The sequence below is a fragment of the Providencia sp. TYF-12 genome, from assembly GCF_041344805.1.
In the GTDB taxonomy this organism is placed as follows: domain Bacteria; phylum Pseudomonadota; class Gammaproteobacteria; order Enterobacterales; family Enterobacteriaceae; genus Providencia; species Providencia huashanensis.
In genome coordinates this window covers 828,432-853,515 of the sequence record NZ_CP166833.1, presented here as the reverse complement: position 1 = coordinate 853,515, position 25,084 = coordinate 828,432, and the positions used below count along the sequence as shown (strand labels likewise).

At 40.9% G+C, this 25,084-nt stretch carries 20 protein-coding genes; 5 read left to right on the top strand and 15 right to left on the bottom strand.

All coding sequences use genetic code 11. The annotated features are described in order from the left end of the window. Window positions 1–183: 183 nt before the first annotated feature. Window positions 184–1,089 carry a fructokinase gene (gene mak, locus ABE954_RS03700; RefSeq protein WP_042847028.1) on the bottom strand — a complete coding sequence of 302 codons (906 nt, stop codon included), beginning with the start codon at window positions 1,087–1,089 and terminating at the stop codon, window positions 184–186. A 190-nt stretch (window positions 1,090–1,279) separates the two neighbouring features. Here mak and rdgC point away from each other — a divergent pair, with 190 nt between their 5' ends. Both rdgC and ABE954_RS03690 read left to right on the top strand, forming a co-directional pair. Beyond that, window positions 1,280–2,185: a recombination-associated protein RdgC gene (gene rdgC, locus ABE954_RS03695; protein ID WP_048608409.1), complete on the top strand. Its 906-nt coding sequence runs from the start codon at window positions 1,280–1,282 to the stop codon at window positions 2,183–2,185. Window positions 2,186–2,424: 239 nt separating this feature from the next. Then, on the top strand, window positions 2,425–2,934 hold the full coding sequence (locus ABE954_RS03690; RefSeq protein WP_042846965.1) for a GNAT family N-acetyltransferase: 510 nt from the start codon (window positions 2,425–2,427) through the stop codon (window positions 2,932–2,934). 207 nt (window positions 2,935–3,141) lie between these two features. Here ABE954_RS03690 and yedF read toward each other — a convergent pair whose 3' ends face one another. The 4 genes from yedF to exbB all read right to left on the bottom strand — a co-directional run bounded on the left by yedF (window position 3,142) and on the right by exbB (window position 7,587). Next, window positions 3,142–3,381: a sulfurtransferase-like selenium metabolism protein YedF gene (yedF, locus tag ABE954_RS03685; RefSeq protein WP_042846966.1), complete on the bottom strand. Its 240-nt coding sequence runs from the start codon at window positions 3,379–3,381 to the stop codon at window positions 3,142–3,144. Beyond that, complete coding sequence (yedE, locus tag ABE954_RS03680; RefSeq protein WP_042846967.1) at window positions 3,378–4,592, bottom strand: selenium metabolism membrane protein YedE/FdhT; 1,215 nt, start codon at window positions 4,590–4,592, stop codon at window positions 3,378–3,380. The genes yedF and yedE overlap by 4 nt, the downstream gene beginning before the upstream one ends. A 1,616-nt stretch (window positions 4,593–6,208) precedes the next feature. Then, entirely contained in the window at window positions 6,209–6,637 is a 429-nt protein-coding gene (exbD, locus tag ABE954_RS03675) for a TonB system transport protein ExbD (protein WP_042846968.1), read from the bottom strand. Between the two features lie 5 nt (window positions 6,638–6,642). Beyond that, window positions 6,643–7,587, bottom strand: coding sequence for a tonB-system energizer ExbB (exbB, locus tag ABE954_RS03670; protein ID WP_042846969.1), 945 nt, complete (start codon window positions 7,585–7,587; stop codon window positions 6,643–6,645). Window positions 7,588–8,031: 444 nt separating this feature from the next. Between exbB and metC the strand changes: the two genes are divergently transcribed. Together metC and ABE954_RS03660 are read left to right on the top strand one after the other, a co-directional pair. Continuing rightward, the gene (metC, locus tag ABE954_RS03665; protein WP_129466865.1) at window positions 8,032–9,216 is read left to right on the top strand and encodes a cystathionine beta-lyase; all 1,185 of its coding nucleotides are present in this window, start codon (window positions 8,032–8,034) and stop codon (window positions 9,214–9,216) included. A gap of 173 nt (window positions 9,217–9,389) precedes the next feature. Further along, window positions 9,390–10,058: a DedA family protein gene (locus tag ABE954_RS03660; protein ID WP_042846971.1), complete on the top strand. Its 669-nt coding sequence runs from the start codon at window positions 9,390–9,392 to the stop codon at window positions 10,056–10,058. A gap of 205 nt (window positions 10,059–10,263) precedes the next feature. On the opposite strand, the gene ABE954_RS03655 is transcribed toward ABE954_RS03660, so the two are convergent. The 9 genes from ABE954_RS03655 to ribF form a co-directional block, all read right to left on the bottom strand. Beyond that, window positions 10,264–11,289, bottom strand: coding sequence for a MerR family transcriptional regulator (locus ABE954_RS03655; protein ID WP_217008459.1), 1,026 nt, complete (start codon window positions 11,287–11,289; stop codon window positions 10,264–10,266). 159 nt (window positions 11,290–11,448) lie between these two features. Beyond that, window positions 11,449–14,670 carry a carbamoyl-phosphate synthase large subunit gene (carB, locus tag ABE954_RS03650; RefSeq protein ID WP_217008460.1) on the bottom strand — a complete coding sequence of 1,074 codons (3,222 nt, stop codon included), beginning with the start codon at window positions 14,668–14,670 and terminating at the stop codon, window positions 11,449–11,451. 14 nt (window positions 14,671–14,684) lie between these two features. Next, window positions 14,685–15,848, bottom strand: a complete 1,164-nt coding sequence (gene carA, locus ABE954_RS03645) for a glutamine-hydrolyzing carbamoyl-phosphate synthase small subunit (RefSeq protein ID WP_048608414.1) — start codon at window positions 15,846–15,848, stop codon at window positions 14,685–14,687. Between the two features lie 444 nt (window positions 15,849–16,292). After that, window positions 16,293–17,114 carry a 4-hydroxy-tetrahydrodipicolinate reductase gene (gene dapB / locus ABE954_RS03640; RefSeq protein WP_042846976.1) on the bottom strand — a complete coding sequence of 274 codons (822 nt, stop codon included), beginning with the start codon at window positions 17,112–17,114 and terminating at the stop codon, window positions 16,293–16,295. A gap of 284 nt (window positions 17,115–17,398) precedes the next feature. Beyond that, window positions 17,399–18,352, bottom strand: coding sequence for a 4-hydroxy-3-methylbut-2-enyl diphosphate reductase (gene ispH, locus ABE954_RS03635; protein ID WP_042846977.1), 954 nt, complete (start codon window positions 18,350–18,352; stop codon window positions 17,399–17,401). After that, window positions 18,333–18,803 carry an FKBP-type peptidyl-prolyl cis-trans isomerase gene (gene fkpB, locus ABE954_RS03630; RefSeq protein WP_042846978.1) on the bottom strand — a complete coding sequence of 157 codons (471 nt, stop codon included), beginning with the start codon at window positions 18,801–18,803 and terminating at the stop codon, window positions 18,333–18,335. Before fkpB ends, ispH begins: the two co-directional genes overlap by 20 nt. Before the next feature lie 83 nt (window positions 18,804–18,886). Further along, entirely contained in the window at window positions 18,887–19,390 is a 504-nt protein-coding gene (gene lspA, locus ABE954_RS03625; RefSeq protein WP_042846979.1) for a signal peptidase II, read from the bottom strand. Beyond that, window positions 19,390–22,200 (bottom strand): isoleucine--tRNA ligase, encoded by a 2,811-nt coding sequence (ileS, locus tag ABE954_RS03620; protein ID WP_371025730.1) that lies wholly within the window; start codon window positions 22,198–22,200, stop codon window positions 19,390–19,392. The genes lspA and ileS overlap by 1 nt, the downstream gene beginning before the upstream one ends. 28 nt (window positions 22,201–22,228) lie before the next feature. Next, entirely contained in the window at window positions 22,229–23,167 is a 939-nt protein-coding gene (gene ribF / locus ABE954_RS03615) for a bifunctional riboflavin kinase/FAD synthetase (RefSeq protein WP_042846981.1), read from the bottom strand. A gap of 588 nt (window positions 23,168–23,755) precedes the next feature. Here ribF and rpsT point away from each other — a divergent pair. After that, a complete protein-coding gene (gene rpsT, locus ABE954_RS03610; RefSeq protein ID WP_042846982.1) occupies window positions 23,756–24,016 on the top strand; it encodes a 30S ribosomal protein S20 in 261 nt (86 codons plus the stop codon). A 52-nt stretch (window positions 24,017–24,068) separates the two neighbouring features. Here the strand turns inward: rpsT and nhaR are convergent, their stop codons facing one another. After that, window positions 24,069–24,992: a transcriptional activator NhaR gene (gene nhaR, locus ABE954_RS03605; protein ID WP_048608452.1), complete on the bottom strand. Its 924-nt coding sequence runs from the start codon at window positions 24,990–24,992 to the stop codon at window positions 24,069–24,071. Between the last annotated feature and the right edge of the window lie 92 nt (window positions 24,993–25,084).

Genomic DNA, 25,084 nt, shown 5'->3' with positions numbered 1-25,084 from the left:
TTTAAATAACCTAAATTTAATTTAAGTAATATAAAAACTATTTAAATACTGAATTATAATTAATCCTCTAAATTATTTGCTGAAATTTTGCTTTATCGTTAGGCGACAAAAGAGGATAACGTGGGCCATATACTAATGTATATGGCCCGATTCGCAGAGTGTAGCCAATAACACATATTGGAATTAGGCGGAAAATAGCCATGCAGCACCGCGCACGCCACTAGAATCGCCATGCGCGGCTTTACGAATTGGTGTATCGAACTCCCGACCAAATACCCACTGGCGTATTTTTTCAGGCAAATTGACATACAACGCATCCACGTTGCTCATCCCCCCACCTAGCACAATAACATCAGGGTCTAACATGTTAACAGCTTGAGCCAAAGCTTTCGCGAGGCGATTCTGGTAATTTTCAAATGCTTTGATGGCGTGCTTGTTACCATTTTGCGCCAACTGAATAATTTCTATTCCAGTCTTAGATTCTCCAGCTAACTTTTTATAATCAGCGATAAACCCCGTCCCTGAAACAAACTGCTCTGTACAGCCATTTAGCCCACAATAACAATGCTCTTCAGCAATAAATAGCCTATCTTGGTCATCTTGCCAAGGTAGAGGATTATGCCCCCACTCCCCAGCTACACCATTGCCGCCAGAGTGAACTTGCCCATTGATTGCCACCCCTGCACCACACCCCGTACCAATAATCACCGCAAAAACAACTTTTCCGCCAGCTCCAGCCCCATCAATCGCTTCTGATACCGCTAAACAATTCGCATCATTAGCAATTTTAACGGGTCGTCCTAGTAATTGACCTAAATCTGCATCAAAAAATTGACCATTTAACCATGTTGAATTGGCATTTTTAACCCTTCCTGTCACGGGGGATAATGTTCCTGGGATCCCAACGCCAACGCTCCCTGACTGCCCTGTCGCAGTTTCCGCATCACTCACTAAACTTGCAATGGCCCTAAGTGTCGCATCATAATCCCCCCTAGGAGTAGGGACCCGCTTACGAAATAGCGTTTCACCGTTATTATCTAGTGCAATCACTTCAATTTTTGTACCACCAAGGTCAATACCTATTCTCATAATGATGCTCTCTAATGTTTTTTTCATTTATCTGGTTATCATGGCTTGTCTTCATCAATATTTTCAAGGCTTAGACATTAAAATTGTGGACGACAAGGCCTAAACACATTTTTTTTCGCTTAATAACGGACAATTCGCTATCATAGCCCCTTGCTCTAATTGGCTATTTATCAACAAAGGTAGGTTTTTCATGTGGTTCAAGAATATATTAGTCTATCGCCTGAATCGGGATTTGGCACTCTCCGCTGATGATCTGGAAAAACAGCTTGCCTCACTTGCCTATCACCCTTGTGGCAGCCAAGATATGATGCAAACAGGCTGGGTAGCACCGATGAATGGCGCAGACGCCTTAACCCATGTAGCAGGCAATCAAATTCTCATTTGTGCAAAAAAAGAAGAAAAAATGCTGCCATCTCCTGTAATTAAGCAAGAAGTACAGGATAAAATTGAAAAACTAGAAGCAGACCAAGGCCGCAAATTAAAGAAAACAGAAAAAGACGCCTTAAAAGATGAAGTCGTGCATACTCTGCTTCCCCGTGCATTCAGTAAGTTTAGCAAAACCTATATTTGGATCGACACCGTCAATCAATTAATTATTGTTGATGCCGCCAGTGCAAAACGTGCAGAAGACAACCTTGCTTTGTTACGTAAAAGCTTAGGGTCTTTACCCGTAGTTCCACTTACATTTAAAGACCCAATAGAACTCACACTAACCGAATGGGTTCGTTCTGGCTCATTACCACAAGGTTTCGCGGTAATGGATGAAGCAGAACTTAAAGCCATCCTAGAAGAAGGCGGAATTATCCGTTGTAAAAAACAAGATTTAATTTCTGATGAAATTACAACTCATATCGAAGCGGGCAAATTAGTCACTAAGTTAGCGTTAGATTGGGAAGAAAGAATTCAGTTTATGTTATCTGATGATGGCTCACTAAAAAGGTTAAAATTTAGCGATACATTAAAAGATCAAAACGATGATATTGCGAAAGAAGATTTCGCCCAAAAATTTGATGCGGACTATGTGTTAATGACCGGCGAACTTAGCGCTTTGATCGCCCGTTTAATTGATGTGTTAGGTGGCGAAGCCGAGCACTAATTTTCCTTCAGGTTCCCTTTCATCTCACGGTGGCAACTTATTACCTAACTAAGTTGCCATTTCTTTTTAGACCCTGCTTACATAGCCACAATTAAGTCATTGACTGCTCACTCAATCTCTGGTTGATTAAATTACATCCACACCACCAATTTATTTGATACTTAGTTTGTTAAATAAAAATAATAAATAATAACCTCCATCATTGGAGCTATGGTCAATATTCTATCGAAGGAATTGTTATGAAAGAGCTCATCGAACCTGAAGTGGATGAAAATTCACTGGTCACCTTGCAAAAAATCACTGCTGATAATTTCTCTGAAATTTGCTTACTAAGTCATACCCTTAGTGAAGCACAACGTAATATGGTGGCAGACAATGCTTATTCGATGGTCGAAGCACAATTTTCTAGTTGTGCGTGGTACCGAGGAATTTACGCAGATGATGTCCCTGTTGGCTTTATCATGCTTCACTCTGGTTTAGATGATGATGAATTAGAATATGATGGCATTATGCTGTGGCGCTTTATGATTGCGGAACCCTATCAAAAACTAGGGTTTGGTCGCGAAGCATTACTTCAAGTCATTGCTTATCTAAAAAAGAAAGGCTATCCGCGCCTTTATAACAGTTGTGGCGAAGGGGAGGAAAGCCCATTCGAATTTTACAAAAAGCTCGGTTTTGTCCCTACAGGGGGATATATTGACGATGAGTGTGAATTAGTCCTTGATATTACAAATTGGCAAGAAGATTAACTGAACATCTGTCGATATTTTACTCATAAACCCATCTGCAATTTAAATATTTTAATAAATTGAATGGTAAGTCACTAATATACCTTAAATAATTTGTGCCGTAGCTAGGCGACAAGCGAACCGAACCCTAGGAGCATACAAAAGTATGTGACTAGGGGCGGTGAGAGCGGTCAACAACGCTACAGCGCGAAGTATGACGGGTATCTGTTATTTTTGGATAAGATAACGAATAGTCGGCCCATCCTGTTGAATATCCAACACCGTATAACCATAATTTTTCGCATCTAGTGGGATATTATTAATTGACTGGGGGCAGTCACTTACCACTTCTAAGATTTCACCGCTTTTCAGTGATGGCATAGCCTCTAACGTTGCTACAGCAGGATATGGACAAGGTTCTCCAACCATATCTAAGCGGTAATCAGGGATAATGTCTTTCTTGTTCATACTGCCTCCACGGATGTATTCGATGACTTTTGCTCTCGTTTACGGAAAAAGTGTTTTTCCCATAACAGCATCAGCACAAACGCTACCGCTAATAATGCATAAGTAACCAATAAACCACCTTCTGGCCCAAAAGTTTCTAATAGATTAACTTTATCAAAATCAGTGGCCAACCAAGGGCCCAAATCATCCCAATAATAAGCAAGAACTGTTGCGCCAATAATATTACCGAAGCCAACCCACCAATAATGAACTTGGCCTTCAACAGCACGATACATCCAGCCCGTTTCACAACCACCAGCAAGAACAATACCAAAGCCAAATAATAAACCACCAATTACTGCATTCGGGCCTGCCCATAGGATTTTAGGTGTAGCACCTAATTGTACGTAGCTAAAAATCCCCACGGCACTAACCGCCATGCCGATAATAATTGCTTTCGCCATATGCGTACGCCCCGTGATCCAAAGATCACGAAATGCAGAAGTAAAGCAGATCTGAGCTCGCTCAATTAATAAACCAAAACCTATCCCACATAAAATCGCGAAACCCATCACTGGAGAATCAAGCAACGTATAAAAACCCCAAGCAATGGCTAAAGTAAAAATCACCATACCAAGTTTAAAACGTCTTTTCGCCACATCATGGTTTTGGGTTAGTGGGGATGCAGTATTGACCTTTTTGAGCTTCACGGGGATCCGAAACATTGGCATCAGTGTAAACTTGGCGCCAAAATATGACCCAGCAGCAGTGGCAACGGCAAAGTACCACGCATGTAATGAAAATTGAGGTATCCCAGTAAAGAATGCGGCTAAATTACAGCCCATAGCTAAACGAGCCCCAAACCCCGCAATAATACCGCCTAATATTGCTTGGAAAATACGAATTCGGTGTTGAGGCATACGTAATTTGATGTTATTGGCCCAAAGGGCTGCCGCAAAACACCCTGCAAACATACCAATAATCATAACACCATCAATACGGTCTAATGGCGTGCCTTCAAAGCCAATAACTTTAAAATATCCCCAAGTTTCAGGCTCCGCACCAAAAAGTTGCATGACATGTCCGCCCCAGCGAGTGAACTCGCCAGTCACAGCCCAAAATGTGCCCGTTAAGCCAAAATAATAAGTTGATAAGATCCCCGCAGCAATTACTGCAGGTAATGGTTTCCAAAAACCGATGAGATAGTGAGATTTAAAATCAGACCAAGTCATTGTTACTTCCAATTCGTTTCACGCCAGATCCTGGCAGAGAAATTCGCCGTTGTATAATTATCTTTATAAGTAGTTATATCGATACCCCACAGCGAAGAGGCAATATCATACTCTGATAAATTTTTTCGTGAAGCCATTTCATCATAAAACACAGAAAAGGGTGATGCTTCTCATATCTCACCCCCTTAGCTATATCAATTCATTCTTTAGTTAACTTGTATTGTTTTCTTTATGTTATCCCAGAAAGAGATGAGAGCTTAAACTGCGAAATGAATACAAAAAAAAAGCGTTATCGAAATGATAACGCTGGAAGTGTAGTCTTATTTTATCTATAGAGGTGTATAATATGAAATTGCCGTATTACGGCGACGCTTGCTATGCGTAGTCTGTAGTCAGCCCATTTGACTCCAGTAATAACACTTATCTCACTATATAAATACGCCCGCTATTCGAATTATCTAACTAAGTAATTATAGTTATTTTTAAGATAAAGCCTAATAACTTGCTAAATTTAAAATTCAAAAATTAGCGATGGCTTTATTAACCCTAGCGTAAGTAAATTTTAAATAAACATTTCAATATAACAAGGTATTTAAAAGTGTTTCTAAATGTTATTGATTGCATTATAACGTAATACATTTGTTGCGCAAGCATTTTTTTGTTCGAGTCCCTACGTGAAAATAAAAAAATATTCTCATTTAAAATCAATTGGTTATGTGGGTTCACAGAAAAACAACAAAATAATAATCTTATAGTTAAGATATTACAGACAATTTACATTTATTAGTTAAATATATATTTTATATATTTAAAATAATTTCCAATAAATAACTTTAATATTATTTAATCACTACAGATAATTACTTAAATATATTATTTAAGATTTCAAACCCCATATAAACATTAATAATACTTACATATAAAAAAACAAAAGAAATAAGCAAATATACTTATCTGTGTATTTTAAATTTACATAATAAAACTAATAGCTACTATTCCTATGATTAACAATCATTTTTTGTTTTTTTAAAACAATAAAATAGCCGCAATATATATATGGTTATTGATATTAACAGGTAAAAAAGATAAAAACATAAAACCTTATTAACAAAATGGTTTATTTTTTATTATATATAACTTATCTTTAAAATCGTTTTTAACAAAATAAAAAGCATTTACAACCAGACAAACTCGCATTTTAAAACTAAAAAACCAACTCAATAATCAACATTTCTTATGCGTATTCTAGAAAAATAAAGCTATCACTTACCGTTATCATCAAAAATCAGATGCCAAGTAACACCTATTCATTATAAAATTTAATGTTCCCCCCTTATTTTTTTATTACTATAACCAACGCCCCGCCTAAAAATCGGCGAAAAAACATGAAGAACAAACTATAGCCCCATAAATTTAACGAAAAAATAGTGTGAAATAAGAATAAAACGCTTTAAAAATAAGTTAATCACTAAAAAATATGATTAAGCACAAGAGAAATACTATAAAGAGGTTAGCTCAAAACACTACATAGCTATTTTTGAACAATTAATTTTATACATAAAAAAACGCGTTCCATCCCAAAGGATAAAACGCGCCGGAAAGATTTGATGCTCTCCTTATTTAGAAGAGGATGTCGCTTCCATACCAACTAGACCGATTTTTAAATACCCTGATTGGCGTAATGCGTTCATTACATCCATCATAGTTTCATAATCTACACTCTTATCAGCTTGAAAAAAGATTGTTGTATCTTTATTCGCACTAGTGGCTTGGTCAAGCATTGCTGAAAGCTGATCTTTTGATACCGCTTGATCACCAATAAAGAGTTGGTTGTCTGCTTTAACAGTTAGAAATACGGGTTTTTCTGGGCGTGGCTGCGGCTTCGCAGTCGAAGCAGGTAAGTTGACTTTAATATCAACAGTTGCCAACGGTGCCGCAACCATAAAGATAATCAATAAAACTAACATAACGTCAATAAAAGGCGTTACGTTAATTTCATGCATTTCACCACTATCGTCTTGTTCGTCACCTAAACGCATTGCCATAATAATTACCTTGCTTTGCTATTTGCCAGATCGAGATCACGTCCCAATAATAATGCAGATTGAGCAGCGACATCCCCTACTTGACCACGGTAGTTGTTGATCATCCGAGCAAAAATATTATAAATCACAACGGCTGGAATTGCGGCGATAAGACCAATTGCAGTCGCTAGCAATGCTTCTGCTATCCCTGGTGCAACGACGGCAAGGTTAGTGGTCTGTGAGTGAGCAATTCCAATAAAGCTGTTCATGATCCCCCAAACTGTGCCAAATAAACCGACAAATGGAGAGATCGCGCCAATCGTTGCCAAATAACCATTTCCGCGCCCCATATAACGGCTAATTCCAGCGACAGCTCTTTCGAGGCGGAACGAAGTACGCTCTTTAGTCCCTGATAAGTCAGTACTATTGACAGAAAGTGTTCTTTCATTAACAGCTTCATTTAATAGCATACGGGTAACACTATTAGCTTTGAAACCATCTGCAATGCTGACAGCTTCATCAAGTGATTTTACCTCTGCAATCGCTTTGGCTTCTTCTTTTAAGCGGCGACGTGCAACTAAGATTTCTAACCCTTTTGAAAAGAACAGTGCCCAAGTAATAATTGAAGCAATGACTAAACCTATCATCACGGTTTTAACCACATTATCTGCATTTTGGTACATCCCCCAAACAGATAAGTCTTGATCAAACCCGCCAGTTGGTGCCTCTGTTGCCAGCTCAATATTTTCGCTAACCGCTGATGTATTTCCACCTTCCCCTTGAATGGGCTCTGCGGGTACTGATGCAACCTCAGCATTTGGTGCCGTTGTGGTTGGCGTAGCAGAATTTTCTACCGATGGTGTTGAGGATGTATTTTGAGACGCCGCTGGTGTTGTTGCAGGTGTGGTTTCAGCGACTGCCGTCCCCATCAAGCCGAACGCCAATAGAATAGAAGCTGTTAGTTTACGCATCAGTTGGCCTTTACTCTCTTTTTAGTGTTGTATAACAAAATTTATATCGATGATTGTGCCATTCATCGACTAACCATTAAAAGCGAAATTTGACTCGCACTGTCCATTCTTTTCAAAAAGACGCTGCTGATAATATCAAACACAGCGCGAATTGATAGTAATTATCATTAGTATTTGCAATTTTTTTATGTTTTTTTGCTCTTCGACAAAGAAGCCCTCTTCTATGATACGGTTATTTATCTTCAGCTTTGAGTTAACAATTTAGCTAGTTCACCATCGGCCTTGGTTGCTTTCACTCGGTAGATTACCCACAAATTTACTTCATCCCCATATTTAAAATGAAAGTTGAAGAATACTCAGGTTACATTTCCTTCGAGATCATTTAACGTCTTAGTATTAATCACCTTAGAATTCGGCAAATCACATTCTGTGTAGGGAAAAATCATGGCAGAGAGTAAACCTGAAACTCAATTAGTACATATTGGTCGAAACCCTAAGTACACACAAAAAGGGGTAAACCCAGTTATTCAGCGTGCATCATCTATTATTTTTGACACTCTGGAAGAAAAACGTCACGCAACCCGCCACCGTGCGGGTAACACTTTATTTTATGGGCGACGGGGTACACAAACACATTTTGCTTTTCAAGAAGCAATGACCGAATTAGAACAAGGGGCTGGCTGTGTGCTTTATCCTTCGGGTGCAGCCGCAATTACCAATGCTATTTTGTCTTTTATTTCAGCGGGAGAGCACATCCTTGTTACCGGCTCTGCCTATGACCCTACGCAGAATTTTTGCGACAACATTTTAACTAAGCTAAGCGTTCAAACGACTTATTTCGACCCATTAATTGGGGAAGATATCGCTGAGTTAATCCAGCCAAATACTCGTATCGTCTTCTTAGAATCACCCGGCTCTATTACAATGGAAGTTCATGATTTACCGGCTATTGTTCATGCAGTCCGTGCCAAATCACCTGAAATTATTATTATGATTGATAATACTTGGGCGGCTGGCGTATTGCTTAAACCCTTATTATTCGATATTGATATATCCATTCAGTCAGCCACAAAATATATTAACGGCCACTCTGACGGCATGTTAGGTCTTGCTGTTGCCAATCAACGTTGTATCGAAACATTACGTGAAAATTCTTATCTATTAGGCCAAACCGCAGATCCTGATACCGTTTATATGGCAAACAGAGGGCTTCATACCCTAGCAACTCGATTAAAACAGCACCAAATTAATAGTTTGCAGATTGCACACTGGCTACAGCAACGGCCAGAAGTCGACCAAGTTTTTCATCCTGCACTTCCATCATCGCCCGGTCATGAATACTTCATACGCGATTTTTCTGGCTGTAATGGCTTATTCTCTTTTCAACTAAAATCTCGATTATCTCCTGAGCAATTCACCATATTTCTTGATAACTTTACTCATTTCAAAATGGGGTATTCATGGGGTGGGTTTGAATCACTGATTTTGGGGTATCAAAAAGAGGATTTACAAAACATGCGCCAATATGATTTTTCACCTAAAGAGGGGACATTTTTCCGAGTGCATATCGGCTTAGAGCACCCTGATGATTTAATTCATGATTTACAATTAGCTTTCGAGCGAATTTGATTTCCATTAAAAATCAATAAATTAATTATTTTAAATTGCAGGTTTCCATTTGCTTGTTGCCTGCAATTAATTTGCTAAATCACTAATTCATCAAACAAATCAAACTCGACGCACATTTTTCCTGTAATATAGTTAATAAAGAAATTCGCTTTTACGCAAATACAGGAACGATTATGGAAGTCCTACGCGAAATCGTACTGGCACTTTGGAACCACGATTTCCTTAAACTCTCCAACCCTGAAGTGCTTTGGGTTATTTATACCGTGCTTTTTGTTGTCATTGTTTTAGAAAATGGCGTTCTTCCCGCTGCATTTTTACCGGGAGACACCTTGCTTATCTTGTCAGGTGCACTAATAGCCAAAGGTGTATTACATTTTATTCCAACCATATTATTGTTAACGGTGGCGGCAAGTTTAGGGTGTTGGCTAGGTTTTCTACAAGGAAGATGGCTAAGCGAGACCACCGTTGTCAAACGTTGGTTATCCCAGATCCCTGAGGAATATCATACTAAAGCAAACAATATGTTTAACAAACAAGGGTTATATGCGTTACTTATAGGCCGGTTTCTTGCATTTGTTAGAACAATATTACCATTGCTCGCGGGGCTATCCGAACTCAGTCACCGTCGTTTCCAATTTTTCAATTGGTTAAGTGGCTTATTATGGGTTGGCTTAATTGTGAGCTTAGGTTACGCCCTCAATCAAATTCCTTTTGTAAAAGAACATGAGCAAATTGTTATCAGCGCACTGATGATCATCCCTGTTGTTTTACTCGTGAGTGGGTTAATTGGTTCAATTGTCGTGTATTGGAAACACCGTAAGGCCCTGTCAAATAACAAATAAAATTGATAACAGCAATGGCCGCTAAATAGCGGCCATTCAGACTGTTGACAAACATATCATGTTTGGCGACAGTCGTTAGGGGTTCTGAAATAAACGAGGAAAATCAATTTATTGATTTTCGGCTGATAACACGGAGCGGGGAAAACCACGCTTTTATCCCGCTTCGTCAGCAACTTCAATGGCCGCTAAATAGCGGCCGTTTCACTTATTGCGCCATCAAAACAGTGATAGCTGAAAACAAATACTGACCAATTTCTGGGGTCATCCACGTCCCTTGAGAAATCCTTGGTTCTTCTCGATATACCATACGGATCTTTTCCTGTAGTTCAGGGTCTTTCCCCGTGAATTGATTAAACATCGCTAACCAGGTTTTCGCCAACTGCTGAACTTCCTCTGAGTCTGGGGATTTACGTGCTTTCATTGCATTATATAAACCTGCAATTAATTCGGGCCACACCTGCCCCGAAGCAAAATAATGCTGCCTAACCAAAGCAAATTGTGCAGCCGTTAAATGTGGTCTAAACAACGACAATTGGTATTCACTAAAACCCTCTGCAACATATTGGATCATTGCAACGGAAATCCCCGATGAATAAGCTAATGTATTATCGGATAAATGAATTTGATTCAGCCGAGCAAAGAAATCAGGGTTCCCTCCGGTATCTCTTTCTAGTGCAGTCATCCATTCATGTGCAATTTGTTGCACCTCTGTAGATTGCGGTGCTGCACCTTGCTCCATTAACTGACTTACTGTTGCTATACGCTGTTGCCATTCTTGGTTTTTCAGCGTATGTGCTGTATACAATGGCAATTGTTCCAACTCTTGGGGGGTAAAATATTTATCAAACATCGACATCATCTCCAATACAGAAAACCAATCAGCCTGAGTTAAAACATCTCCTGTTTGCATTTGCCTATGTAATTGCTCTAATCGATAACGTAACGTTGCCATTTGTTCCATTTGTTCCGTTAATAATGCAATACGTTCTTGCAACAAACTTGCGATATCCCCACTCTGGCCATCGAGTAATTCACCGATGTCTTTCAGTTTGACTCCAACTTGCCGTAACAATTGAATTTGCGTTAAACGCTCTATACATTGCATGTTGTAAAGCCGATAACCCGCATCGGTCCTTGCAGTTGGAAGCAACAAGCCAATCTCTTCATAATGATGAAGTGTACGGATGGTTAACCCTGTTTTTTCCGCGATTTCACCGACTTGAAATAGCATACATTCCTCCTGTAATTGCGACTAAGGTTAGTGCCTCACGTTACGTGAGAGTCAACCAGCATTTTGCATTTTTTTATTGAAATTGCATATTATCCCCAGATAAACAAAAAAGCCCCAGCAGACTGAACTGCAGGGGCTCATTAATGGCTAATGAATAATTTACTTAATTAACGCATGCATTTCTTGAACTGAAATCACTTTTTCTGTTGGGTCAGCGCTCAATGACATAGTCGTTGCAAACCCACCGTTTAACGTTGTGTCATAATGTACTTTATACTGCAAGGCACTACGGCGAATTAATTTAGAATCTTCAATGGCTTGGCGCCCCGCGGTTGTATTTACAATATAATCGTATTCACCATTCTTAATTCTATCTTGAATATGTGGACGACCTTCATGAACCTTATTCACCAACCTAGGGTTAATCCCAGCTTCCCCTAATACAATCGCTGTTCCGTGCGTCGCATCTAATTCGAAACCATGTTTTAGCAATTTTGCGGCTAAATCCACGACGCGCGTTTTATCACCTTCACGGACAGACAGGAGCGCTCGCCCTGATTTTTTCATGGTTGAGCTACTGCCTAACATTGCTTTAGCGAATGCTTCTGCAAATGTCCGCCCGACGCCCATGACTTCACCCGTTGAACGCATTTCTGGCCCAAGGATCGGGTCTACGCCTTGGAATTTATTAAATGGAAGAACAACTTCTTTCACTGAGTAATAAGGGGGAATGATTTCTTCTGTAACACCTTGTTCAGCCAATGTTTGCCCAACCATCACACGTGCTGCCACTTTAGCTAATGGCACACCGGTTGCTTTCGACACAAATGGGACGGTTCTTGCTGCTCGAGGGTTAACTTCAATCAAGTACACCTCATTATTTTTCACCGCAAACTGTACGTTCATTAAGCCACGCACACGTAACTCAAATGCAAGGTTACGAACTTGTTCACGCATGACATCTTGAATTTCTTGGCTTAAGGTATAGGCAGGCAACGAACATGCGGAATCGCCAGAATGCACACCGGCTTGCTCAATATGCTCCATAATACCGCCAATCAATACCATTTCACCGTCACAAATCGCATCAACATCCACCTCGACTGCATCGTCTAAGAAACGGTCAAGCAGTACTGGTGCATCATTCGATACACTCACCGCGGTTTGGAAATAACGGCGTAAATCCACCTCATCATACACGATTTCCATCGCACGACCGCCTAGCACATAAGATGGGCGAACTACCAGTGGGTAACCAATTCCCGCAGCTTTTTCAACCGCTTGTTCAATAGCAGTTACCGTTGCATTCTGGGGTTGTTTTAAATTTAAACGATTAACTGCTTGTTGGAATCGTTCACGGTCTTCAGCGCGGTCAATGGCATCAGGGCTAGTACCAATAACAGGAACACCTGCTGCCTCAAGTGCTCTCGCTAATTTAAGCGGAGTTTGACCGCCATATTGCACAATCACACCTTGTGGTTGTTCAATACGCACGATTTCAAGAACATCTTCCAATGTCACTGGCTCAAAGTACAGGCGGTCAGATGTGTCATAATCTGTTGAAACCGTTTCAGGGTTACAGTTAACCATGATGGTTTCATAACCATCTTCACGTAGTGCTAAAGAAGCATGTACACAACAGTAGTCAAACTCAATCCCTTGGCCAATACGGTTCGGGCCACCGCCTAACACCATTACTTTGGGCTTATCATTATTTGGGTTTGATTCACACTCATCTTCATAAGTGGAATACATATAAGCCGTATCTGTTGCAAACTCTGCTGCACAAGTGTCTACTCGTTTATAAACAGGGTGTAAGCCATACCCTTGGCGTAATTTACGTAGCTCGGCTTCGGAGACGCCAACTAAGCTAGCAAGACGTGCGTCTGCAAAACCTTTGCGCTTCAATACCCGTAAAAAGTCTTTTGTCAGGCCATTTACACCTAACTCTGCAACTTTCTCTTCTAAACGGACTAACTCTTCAATTTGTACTAAGAACCAACGGTCGATATTCGTTAGGTTAAAGACACCATCTACCGAAAGACCTGCGCGGAAAGCATCTGCGATAAACCAAATTCGCTCTGCTCCCGCATCTTTTAATTCACGGCGGATCCGAGTTAATACTTCAGGGTCTTCTTGAGAGACTTTTGGGTCAAAACCAGTCGCACCGACTTCTAAACCACGTAGGGCTTTTTGCATTGATTCTTGGAATGTGCGACCAATTGCCATCACTTCACCCACAGATTTCATCTGAGTCGTTAAGCGGTCATTCGTGCCTGCAAATTTCTCAAAGTTAAAGCGTGGTATTTTTGTCACAACATAGTCGATAGAAGGCTCAAATGAAGCTGGTGTACGGCCTCCAGTGATATCATTCATCAACTCATCGAGGGTATAGCCGACCGCTAATTTGGCAGCAATTTTGGCAATAGGGAACCCTGTCGCTTTTGATGCTAGCGCCGATGAACGAGAAACACGCGGGTTCATTTCAATAACAATTAAGCGCCCATCTTTAGGGTTTACAGCAAATTGAACGTTAGAGCCACCTGTTTCCACACCAATTTCACGTAAAACAGCCATAGAGGCATCACGCATGATTTGGTATTCTTTGTCCGTCAAAGTCTGCGCTGGTGCAACGGTGATAGAGTCACCGGTATGAATCCCCATCGCATCAAAGTTTTCGATTGAACAGACAATAATGCAGTTGTCTTTTTTATCGCGGACAACTTCCATTTCATATTCTTTCCAACCAATTAATGACTCATCAATTAATAACTCATTCGTTGGTGATAAATCTAAACCACGCGTACAAATTTCTTCGAATTCTTCACGGTTGTATGCAATACCGCCCCCCGTTCCGCCCATAGTAAACGATGGGCGAATAATACATGGGAAGCCAACATCATCAGCAACTGCGTAGGCTTCTTCCATATTATGTGCGATACCAGAACGCGCTGTACCCAAGCCGATTTTTTTCATTGCTTTATCGAAACGCTGACGGTCTTCTGCTTTATCAATCGCATCTGCAGTAGCCCCAATCATTGTTACACCAAATTCGGCTAAAACCCCTTTTCGTTCCAATTCAAGTGCGCAGTTTAGTGCCGTTTGCCCACCCATCGTCGGCAATACCGCATCAGGGCGCTCTTTTTCGATGATTTTGCGAACCACTTCCCAATGAATTGGCTCAATATAAGTAGCATCAGCCATCTCAGGGTCAGTCATGATCGTTGCAGGGTTCGAGTTAACTAAAATAACGCGATAACCTTCTTCACGTAACGCTTTACATGCCTGTGCACCTGAATAGTCAAATTCGCATGCTTGGCCGATAACGATTGGGCCCGCACCTAAAATCAGAATGCTTTTTATATCAGTACGTTTTGCCATTTTTCTGCTCCCGATTATTTTGCGTTTTGACGTGGTGTGTTTTGACGGTATTCATTGATTAAATCAATGAAATGGTCGAATAAGTTCGCCGCATCATGTGGCCCTGAGCTTGCTTCAGGATGGCCTTGGAAACTAAATGCTGGTTTATCCGTACGGTGAATACCTTGCAATGTCCCATCAAACAGTGACTTGTGCGTCACACGCAGTGTATCGGGGAGTGTTGATTCATCGACAGCAAAACCATGATTTTGCGCGGTGATCATAACAACATCGTTGTCTAAATCTTTCACAGGATGGTTAGCACCATGATGACCAAACTTCATTTTCATGGTATTTGCACCACTAGCCAGAGCCAATAATTGATGCCCTAAGCAGATCCCAAAAACAGGTATATTGGTGGTTAAAAATGTTTCAATTGCATTGATTGCGTAATCACAAGGGGCAGGATCACCAGGCCCGTTAGATAGGAAAATACCATCCGGCTCCATCGCTAGAACCGTTTCTGCCGAGGTCGTTGCGGGAACAACTGTTAAGCGGCAACCGCGGTCAACTAGCATTCGTAAAATATTACGTTTAGCACCAAAATCATAGGCAACGACATGTAAAGGAAGCTGTTCAGCGGCTTTCGCACCTTGCTGACCATTTTCTAGTGTCCAAGATCCTTGAGACCAACTATAAATCTCTTTAGTGCAGACTTCTTTTGCTAAATCCAATCCATTCAACCCAGAGAAACTACGTGCTTTTTCAAGTGCCAATGCGGCATCTGGACTATCCCCTGCGATAATGCAGCCATTCTGAGCCCCTTTTTCTCTCAATAAGCGGGTCAATTTACGTGTATCGATATCTGCGATAGCCACAACGTTGTGGCGTTTCAGATACTCTGACAACCCTTCTTGCCCACGAAAGTTGCTGTAAACCAATGGTAAGTCACGAATGATTAGGCCTTGAGCATGAACATTTGGAGATTCTTCGTCATCAGCATTTGTGCCGACATTACCAATATGGGGATAAGTAAGAGTAACAATTTGGCGGGAATAGGAAGGGTCTGTAATTATTTCTTGATATCCGGTCATTGACGTATTGAAAACGACTTCTCCAACTGCGGCACCTTCTGCGCCTATGGCATGCCCGTGGAATTGGGTTCCGTCTTCCAGAACCAATATAGCTGACTTAATCAAAACACCCTCCGGAGAATAATAAATCACGTTTTTTGCATATTAATTCAGATTTTGCGATCTAAATCAATGCCAAAATGAGTTTTTAAGCAGATTTTTGGCAAATTGCGCGCATTCTAATGATGAGATAGGGTCTTGTCTAGAAAAAAATGCATTTTTTACAATTTTACCTTACTTTTTTGCCAAGCTACCCTGAATTTATCGTTATGACCACCAAAAATGATAGCCAATATGAATAAGTAAACGGTTGCAACGTAAGATAACTGTAAAAATGATAATAACTCAGCTAAAAATCAGTTTAAAGAGAAATTAGTGATAAAAAAAGCATTAAAAAACAGGAAGACAAATAGAAATAATTACTTGAAAAGGTAAAAACACCGAACATTAAATATAATCAGATTGATGACTGTATCAATCTGATTATAAACAAAAATTATAATTTAAAAATTAAATATCATCTAAACACAATACATCTTTCATATCATATAAACTTGGTTTTTTAGCGACTACCCAGCCTGATGCCCTTATTGCGCCATTTGCAAACGTCATCCGGCTAGACGCTTTATGAGTGATCTCAACTCGCTCACCAATATCGGCAAACATCGCGGTATGCTCTCCCACAATATCACCAGCTCGAATAGTTGCAAAACCGATCGTCCCAGCTTCACGCTCACCAGTATAGCCTTCTCTTGCATATACCGCACAATCTTTTAAATCTTTACCAAGTGCACCAGCAATAGATTCTCCCATTGCTAAAGCTGTGCCTGATGGCGCATCAACTTTATATCGATGATGGGCTTCAACAATTTCAATATCGGTGTAAGTTCCCATCACTTTTGCGGCTTTTTCTAGTAATTTGAGTACTAAATTAACACCAACACTAAAGTTTGCCGCGAAAACAATTGGGATCACCGTTGCAGCATCTGCAATAGCCTGCTTACCTTGTTCATCGAAGCCTGTCGTGCCAATGACCATCGCTTTTTGATTCTCTTTACAAAATGCTAAATAATGTAATGTGCCTTCTGGGCGTGTAAAATCAATCACAACATCAAAATCATTTACCACTTGGTTGAGTGAATCAACAACAGAAACACCTAGTTTACCAACCCCTGCAAGCTCACCGGCATCAGCTCCAATGAGTGATGAGCCTTCACGTTCAATGGCTGCGCCTAGTTGAATACCTTCTTGCTCTTGTGCCGCTTGAATTAATTGCCGCCCCATGCGACCACCTGCGCCGACTACCGCAACACGTACCACTGAATTTGCCATGGTTCATCCTTTTTTCATTATTAATGCAAGAAATTGAATCTAAACTGCTTTAGGCTGCAAAATTAATATATTGCCCGCAGTCTGAAAAATGATTGTGATACAGATTAACCATCATAGCGGCAATCCGCTAGCAAAAATGCATTGATATTAACAAAAGCATAGAGAGCGCGTTGATTATCAGAAAAAGTTTTAATAGGAGGAAAAAAACAGGAAATGAATGTTTAAACAAAATAAAAATAGCAGCTACTTTATGAAAATGTAGCTGCCTTATTTACAGCAAATAATTAATTGATTTCTTTGACTTCAACTCGTAATTCTTTAGGTACTTCAAAGACGATATTTTCTTCCCGTCCCTGTAATTCCACAACAGAATCTGCACCTAGCTCTTTAAGTCGATCAATAACTTGCCTAACTAGAATATCGGGTGCTGACGCCCCAGCCGTTAGGCCAATAATATTTTTACCTGCTAGCCATTCTGTTTTGATATCCTCTGCGCCATCAATTAAAAATGCAGGTTTTTGCATTCTAGATGCTAATTCAGCAAGGCGATTTGAGTTCGAGGAGTTTTTAGAACCGACAACTAAGACAATATCAGCACGTTCAGCAAGCTCTCTCGCAGCTTCTTGGCGGTTGGTTGTTGCGTAGCAGATATCATCTTTACGCGGCCCGACAATGCTTGGGAAACGCTTTGTCAGTGCATCGATTACATCTGATGTATCATCGACTGAGAGTGTTGTTTGGGTCATAAAAGACAAATTATTTTCATCTTTCACGGTTAACTTCCAAACGTCTTCAGGGCTTTCAACAAGGTACATACCACCTTCAGGGTTACTGTATTGCCCCATAGTACCTTCAACTTCAGGGTGGCCTGCATGCCCAATTAAAATAGCCTCTTTACCTTTGCGGCTTGCACGTGCAACTTCCATATGAACTTTAGTGACCAATGGGCAAGTTGCATCGAATAACATGGTTAAATCACGTGAACGAGCTTCCTGACGAATAGCTTGTGATACGCCATGTGCCGAGAAAATTAAAATTGAACCATCAGGCACTTCAGAAATTTCTTCAATAAAAATAGCCCCACGCTGCCGTAGATCATCCACAACATAACGGTTATGAACCACTTCATGACGAACGTAAATAGGTGCGCCGTAAATTTCCAACGCCCTTTCTACGATACTAATTGCGCGGTCTACACCTGCACAAAATCCACGAGGATTAGCCATTAATATTTGCATTGTGATCCTCCAATTGCGGGTCTACTTCAAGCACTTCTATTTCAAAGCTAATCTGCTGCTCTGCCAGAGGATGATTAAAATCGACTGTGATAGATTCGCCTTCAATCGATTTTACTACCCCTGGCATTTCACTGCCATTCATCGCGCTAAATAACATGATAGTACCAATTTCAGGTATACCTGTTTCAGTAAAATCACGCAATGAAAAGTATTGCACTAAATCAGGGTTATGTTTCCCAAAAACAGTGTCTCCGGGTAATGAAAAGTTTTTCTTTTCACCTTCATTGAGGCCAATAAGCTGGGCTTCAAGTTCTGGAGATAAAGAATCATTCCCTAAGACAAACAACGCAGGCTTTCCTTGTGCGTGTGAGGAATCTGCGGTAGAGCCATCTTCCAATTTCAATGTGAAATGCAGTAAAACAGAGCTCTGCGCCTGTATTTGAGTAGACATAAACCAAACCTATTTTGTCATAAAATTCAGCCCAGAAAATCTGGGCTGTGAGTTATTGCATTGTAACCTATTGTGTCGCCAATTTATTTAGCTTTTTCTTGCTTTGGTTTATCTGGCAAAAAACCTTCAAAAATGACGAGTGCTGCACCAATACAAATGGCCATATCAGCTAGGTTAAATGTTGGCCAATGCCAATTACCGACGTAAAAGTCAAGGTAATCAACAACAAAGCCATGAACTAACCGGTCACTCAGATTACCAATTGCACCACCAATAATTAATGCATAAGCAATATTCGATAAGCGCTTTTGTGCACTTTGGCGATACATCATAACCATTAAAATAATGGAGATCCCAACCGCTATCCCAGCGAAGAACCAACGCTGCCAGCCGCCTTCATCCGCTAAGAAACTAAATGCAGCACCAAAATTTTGGGCATACATGATGTTGAAAAACGGCATTACAGGATGCGGTTCGTACAGATTGAGATCTTTTAGCACTAATTGCTTGATCCCTAAATCCGCAACGATGATCACAATGGTTAACCATAACCAACGCAGACCGGTCGAACAAATTGGCGCCTTCATTAAGCAAACTTACGGGTTTCGCCGTTGCCGGCTACGTTAGTCACACAGCGACCACAAATTTCAGGTTGCTCGCTTGAAGAACCAATATCACTCGCATAGTGCCAGCAACGTGGGCATTTTTCACCCACAGCTTTGCTGAAAGCAATTTTCAGGCCGCTTAATTCACTTTCTTGCGCATCCACTGGCGCTGTTGCAATATCTGCAACTGTAGCTTGTGATGTCAGTAGCACAAAACGTAGTTCGTCACCTAAGCTTTGCAGTTTACTTGCTAATGCTTTATCAGCATACAGTGTGACCGCCGCTTCTAATGAACCACCGATGTGTTTATCTGTACGAGCTTGCTCTAACACTTTATTCACTTCGCCACGAACAGCTAACAACTCAGCCCAGAAACTGTTGTTCATTTCGTTTGACGCATCTAAACCAAATAAACCGTCATACCATTCTTCGGTTAAAACAAACTGTGAGCGCTTACCTGGTAACTGGTTCCAAATTTCATCTGAAGTGAAAGAAAGAACAGGTGCAACCCAACGTACTAATGCTTCAACAATGTGGAACAGAGCAGTTTGACAGCTACGACGCGCTAAGCTATCACTTTTCGCTGTATACTGACGGTCTTTGATGATATCTAGGTAGAACGACCCCATTTCAATGGAGCAGAAATGCATTAAACGCTGAATGACTGATAGGAAGTCATACTCATCATATGCTTTAGTAATTTCAGCTTGAGCTTCAAGCGCACGGCTAACCGCCCAGCGGTCTAGCAGCACCATATCTTCAGGCTTAACCATGTCTGTTTCAGGATTGAAGCCATTCAGATTAGCCAATAAGAAACGGGCCGTATTACGAATGCGGCGATAAGAATCAGCGGCACGTTTTAAAATTTCATCAGAAACAGCGATTTCGCCCGTATAATCCGTTGATGCCACCCATAAACGTAAGATATCCGCACCCAGTTTGTTCATGACATCTTGTGGGCTCACTGTATTGCCTAACGATTTAGACATTTTGCGGCCTTGGCCATCAACAGTAAAGCCGTGTGTCAGAACTTGGCGGTAAGGTGCTTTACCTTTCATCGCAGTTGATAGCATTAATGAAGACATAAACCAACCACGATGTTGGTCTGAACCTTCAAGGTACATATCCGCTGAATTACCGTGGAACTCAGGGCGAGCATCAACCACTGCAAAATGTGTCGAACCAGAATCAAACCACACATCTAATGTGTCAGGGACTTTTCGGTAAGTCTCCGCTTCAGCGCCTAATAGCTCTTCTGGGTCAAGATCCCACCATGCTTGAATACCATCGACCTCAACACGCTTAGCAACCTCTTCCATTAATTCTAATGTACGAGGGTGCAACTCTTCAGTGTCTTTATGAACGAACAGAGACATTGGTGTGCCCCATGTACGCTGACGAGAAATACACCAATCAGGGCGATTTTCAACCATTGCCTCAATACGAGCACGACCCCAGCCAGGAATCCATTGAACAATATCAATTTCCTTCAATGATTGTTCACGTAAGCCGTTTTTATCCATACCGATAAACCATTGAGGTGTCGCACGGAAAATAACAGGAGTTTTATGGCGCCAACAGCATGGGTAGCTATGTTGAATTGCTTGTTTATAGAGCAATGCCCCTTTTTCATCGAGTAATTCAACGATCAGGTCATTCGCTTTAAAAATAAATAGCCCATCCAATGTTGGGTAGGTATTTGGTAGGAAACAGCCATCTGGACCCACTGGGTTCGCTGTTTCTAAACCATATTTTTGACCAACAATGTAGTCTTCAGGACCGTGGCCTGGCGCCGTATGAACGGCTCCTGTACCGGCGTCTAATGTCACGTGGTCGCCCAAAATTGCTGGAACATCAAAGCCCATAAATGGATGTTGGAAGCGCAGCAATTCCAGCGCAGTGCCTTCACACTCACCTAACACTTTCCACGACTCGATACCGGATGTTTTCATCACATCTTCTACGAGGTCGGCAGCTAAAATGACTAATTCGCCATTTGCTTCAACTAAATTGTATTTGAATTCAGGATTCAAAGAAATTGCACGGTTAGCAGGCAAAGTCCAAGGGGTCGTCGTCCAGATAACTAATGAAGGTATTTTTTCACTAACAATGCCAAATTTTTCGCATACGGCTTTGCCATCTACCGCAGGGAAGCGTACGTAGATAGAAGGGGACGTTTTGTCATAATATTCCACTTCAGCTTCTGCAAGTGATGAACCACACGCAGTACACCAGTGAACAGGTTTAGCCCCTTTCACTAAATGGCCATTTTCGATGGTTTTTGCCAATGCCCTAATGATATGAGCCTCAGTTTTAAAATCCATCGTTAGGTAAGGTTTATCCCACTCACCTAAAACCCCTAAACGTATAAAATCAGCTTTTTGCCCTTCAATTTGCTCTTTTGCATATTGACGGCATTGTGCACGAAATTCAGCGGCAGAAACTTTTTCGCCCGGTTTACCTACGATTTGTTCAACTTTATGTTCAATAGGTAATCCGTGGCAATCCCAACCAGGAATATACGGGGAATCATAACCCGACAACCCTTTGGATTTAATAATAATATCTTTGAGAATTTTGTTAACTGAGTGACCAATATGAATACTACCGTTCGCATATGGAGGGCCATCGTGCAGAATAAACGTTTTCTTGCCCGATTTTGCTTTACGGATTGCCTGATACAAACCTTCTTTGTACCAGCGCTCTAACATCTGTGGTTCGCGTTTAGCGAGATCGCCACGCATTGGGAACCCTGTTTCTGGTAGATTCAGGGTATTTTTATAATCACTCATCGATTCTCAGTTCCAATTTTCCGCTAAATTATCTGATTCCTATTGCAGTAAGATATTCTCTCGCTGCAATTACATCATTAGCAATTTGCTCCTTAAGCGCTTCCAACGAAGCAAACCGCTGCTCATCACGTAATTTTTTACGTAACACTACATCAATATGACGCCCGTATAAATCCATACTTGCATCAATCAGATGAACTTCTAACTGCGTTCCTTTTCCAGATACAGTCGGTCGTGTGCCGATATTCGCCACACCAGGTAAAGGCTTATCGCCTAAACCATAAACTTCTACAGCATACACACCTGTAACTGGTGTGACTAAACGTTTTAACGGCAAGTTAGCTGTGGGAAAACCGATTGTCCTACCGAGCTGGTTACCATGTACGACCCGCCCGCTAATACGATAAGTATGCCCTAACAGATTTTCTGCCAATTCAAGGTCATTGTCTTGTATCGCTTTTCTAATAGCCGTGCTACTGATACGAAGACCCGAATCACAAAAGCTTTCTGTATCTGCAACCTCAAAACCGAATTCATGACCCGCTTGTTTTAAAAAGGTAAAGTCACCCATACGATTTTTCCCAAAACGGAAATCATCGCCAATAGCAAGGTACTTCACGCCTAGTTTGTTGACAAGTAAGTCCAATACAAACTCAGCCGGAGTCAATGACGCAAAGTGCTGGTTGAATTCAACACATAAGAGGTAATCAATACCACTATCTGCAAGATATTTCACTTTGTCTCGCAAACGTGTCAAACGCGCAGGCGCTTTGTCACCAATAAAAAACTCAAGAGGTTGTGGTTCAAAAATCATCACTACCGTTGGTAGCCCTAACTCCGCACCTTTGAGCTTCAAATTTTGAAGTAAAACCTGATGCCCACGATGGACACCGTCAAAATTACCAATAGTCAGCACGCAACCATGATGGCACGCCCGGATATTCTGTATACCGCGAATTAGCTCCATAACAGGCTCAATACCGAGGAAATTGCAGGATTATACCTTGTACGACGCCTAAGGTTAACCTTAGTTCGCAAAAGGTTTCATTAAACCCTATTTTTTTGATCTCTACACGATTTATTACCGACCCATTTTATGTGATTAGTCGGTTATAATGCTACCCAAACAGAGCTGTTAGGCACGAATATCAAAAACGTTGGGATAACCAATGGATTATCAATACAACAAATTTGTTCCGAGGTCTCTAAAAATATTAAATTTTTATCGTTTTCTCATCAATGCCTATAGCTAAACATAGATTACGATTAATAAGCAACCAATAACCGGGTAAATTTCATACTACCCACTGATTGATAGGCCAAATTTTTTTTTAGTTTTCATTTTTTTCAAATATCTGCCATCAATTACGCATTTTTTCACGCTAAGATCTGTATTCTTCTCATATTTGCTGATAGAATCTTGCACCATTCACAACGCATTAGCATCGAAGTACACGATGTTTATTTGCACAAATCCATTGACAAATGAAGGGCGAAAGGGCATATTCCTCGACCTTTGAATTGTCCTCAATAGAATACATTTGGGAGTTGGACCTTGGCTAATATCAAATCAGCTAAGAAACGTGCCGTTCAGGCAGAGAAACGTCGCCAGCACAACGCTAGCCGTCGCTCTATGGTACGTACTTTTATCAAGAAAGTTTACCTTGCTATCGCTGCTGGCGATAAAGAAGCTGCTCAGAAAGCATTCAATGACATGCAACCTATTGTTGATCGCCATGCAAGTAAAGGCCTGATCCACAAGAATAAAGCAGCACGTCATAAAGCTAACTTAGTTGCTCAAATTAAAGCAATGTAATTTTGCTTCTTGATTAGCTAAAAAAACCGGCTTTTGCCGGTTTTTTTGTCTGCTAAGCTTTTTTCTCTACGCTATTAAATGGAACCGAGAATAGATCAGAAAAATCTTTATTACAGACACGTTGTACCGCAGGGTGCTGGATCATCCTTTCGGCAAAAATAACATAATACTCTTCTTTTACACTTTCTAAACGCCCTAACTCCACAATATCATCACCACCTAAAAGATCAGGTGTATATTGAGATGGAGCGACAAAAATTGCATTATAATGCATACCAAATGCTTTCATTAATGCAGCATCATCAAACTCACCTAACACTTCCACTTGTAAATTTTTATTCCGTATCCAAGCGAGTATATGCCGACCTAATAGATAGCGCCGTCCCGGTATTAGTAAACGACGTTCTTCTAAACATTCAGGAAAGGGTTTTTTAGGGATAGGCTGACGGCAAAAGAAGCTCATGCTGCACTCCCCGAGTTTTACCGAGAACAAGCCTTCTTGTTGAGATGAGTCAACAGGGCAATCCGATAAAATCATATCGAGCTTATGTTGACTAAGTTGTTCTAATAGCAGCTCATGCGTTGACTCAAAGCAGCGCAAGTGAATTTGCTCATGCTCAACAACTGTAGTTTCTAATATTTTACTGACTAACTGTTTTGATAGTGTATCTGCCACTCCTACATCAAACAGTAGATTAGATTCCCGGCTATAATTGACGATATCTAACATTTCTTGGCTAAGCATAAACATTTTGTCTGCATAGCGAAAAATTAATTGCCCAAGCTCGGAAGGAACTAACCCACGCCCCTGCCGCTTAAACAATTTCCCCCCTAAACGCTCTTCTAGTGCTTTTATTTGCCCTGTAATTGTTTGAGGAGTCAGGTAAAGTGCTTCCGCTGCTCCAACTACAGAACCTTCTTTGCATACATGCCAAAAGTAGTAAAGGTGGTTAAAATTAAGATGTGAAACCCGCATATCTATTCCTTTTGCACCGCCAACAGTAATCATCCGCGCTGCTGGTTATACACGTTTACCTGTACCCCATAACTCAGGAGCTTTCATTTAAA

Coding starts and splice junctions, on each gene's coding strand:
- nhaR (WP_048608452.1), bottom strand. CDS start 24,992: ATGCGGGTTTCACATCTTAATTTTAACCACCTTTACTACTTTTGGCAT.
- exbB (WP_042846969.1), bottom strand. CDS start 7,587: ATGCGTAAACTAACAGCTTCTATTCTATTGGCGTTCGGCTTGATGGGG.
- ABE954_RS03690 (WP_042846965.1), top strand. CDS start 2,425: ATGAAAGAGCTCATCGAACCTGAAGTGGATGAAAATTCACTGGTCACC.
- mak (WP_042847028.1), bottom strand. CDS start 1,089: ATGAGAATAGGTATTGACCTTGGTGGTACAAAAATTGAAGTGATTGCA.
- ABE954_RS03655 (WP_217008459.1), bottom strand. CDS start 11,289: ATGCTATTTCAAGTCGGTGAAATCGCGGAAAAAACAGGGTTAACCATC.
- ABE954_RS03660 (WP_042846971.1), top strand. CDS start 9,390: ATGGAAGTCCTACGCGAAATCGTACTGGCACTTTGGAACCACGATTTC.
- exbD (WP_042846968.1), bottom strand. CDS start 6,637: ATGGCAATGCGTTTAGGTGACGAACAAGACGATAGTGGTGAAATGCAT.
- ileS (WP_371025730.1), bottom strand. CDS start 22,200: ATGAGTGATTATAAAAATACCCTGAATCTACCAGAAACAGGGTTCCCA.
- yedE (WP_042846967.1), bottom strand. CDS start 4,592: ATGACTTGGTCTGATTTTAAATCTCACTATCTCATCGGTTTTTGGAAA.
- dapB (WP_042846976.1), bottom strand. CDS start 17,114: ATGGCAAATTCAGTGGTACGTGTTGCGGTAGTCGGCGCAGGTGGTCGC.
- metC (WP_129466865.1), top strand. CDS start 8,032: ATGGCAGAGAGTAAACCTGAAACTCAATTAGTACATATTGGTCGAAAC.
- yedF (WP_042846966.1), bottom strand. CDS start 3,381: ATGAACAAGAAAGACATTATCCCTGATTACCGCTTAGATATGGTTGGA.
- ispH (WP_042846977.1), bottom strand. CDS start 18,352: ATGCAAATATTAATGGCTAATCCTCGTGGATTTTGTGCAGGTGTAGAC.
- rdgC (WP_048608409.1), top strand. CDS start 1,280: ATGTGGTTCAAGAATATATTAGTCTATCGCCTGAATCGGGATTTGGCA.
- fkpB (WP_042846978.1), bottom strand. CDS start 18,803: ATGTCTACTCAAATACAGGCGCAGAGCTCTGTTTTACTGCATTTCACA.
- carB (WP_217008460.1), bottom strand. CDS start 14,670: ATGGCAAAACGTACTGATATAAAAAGCATTCTGATTTTAGGTGCGGGC.
- ribF (WP_042846981.1), bottom strand. CDS start 23,167: ATGGAGCTAATTCGCGGTATACAGAATATCCGGGCGTGCCATCATGGT.
- lspA (WP_042846979.1), bottom strand. CDS start 19,390: ATGAAGGCGCCAATTTGTTCGACCGGTCTGCGTTGGTTATGGTTAACC.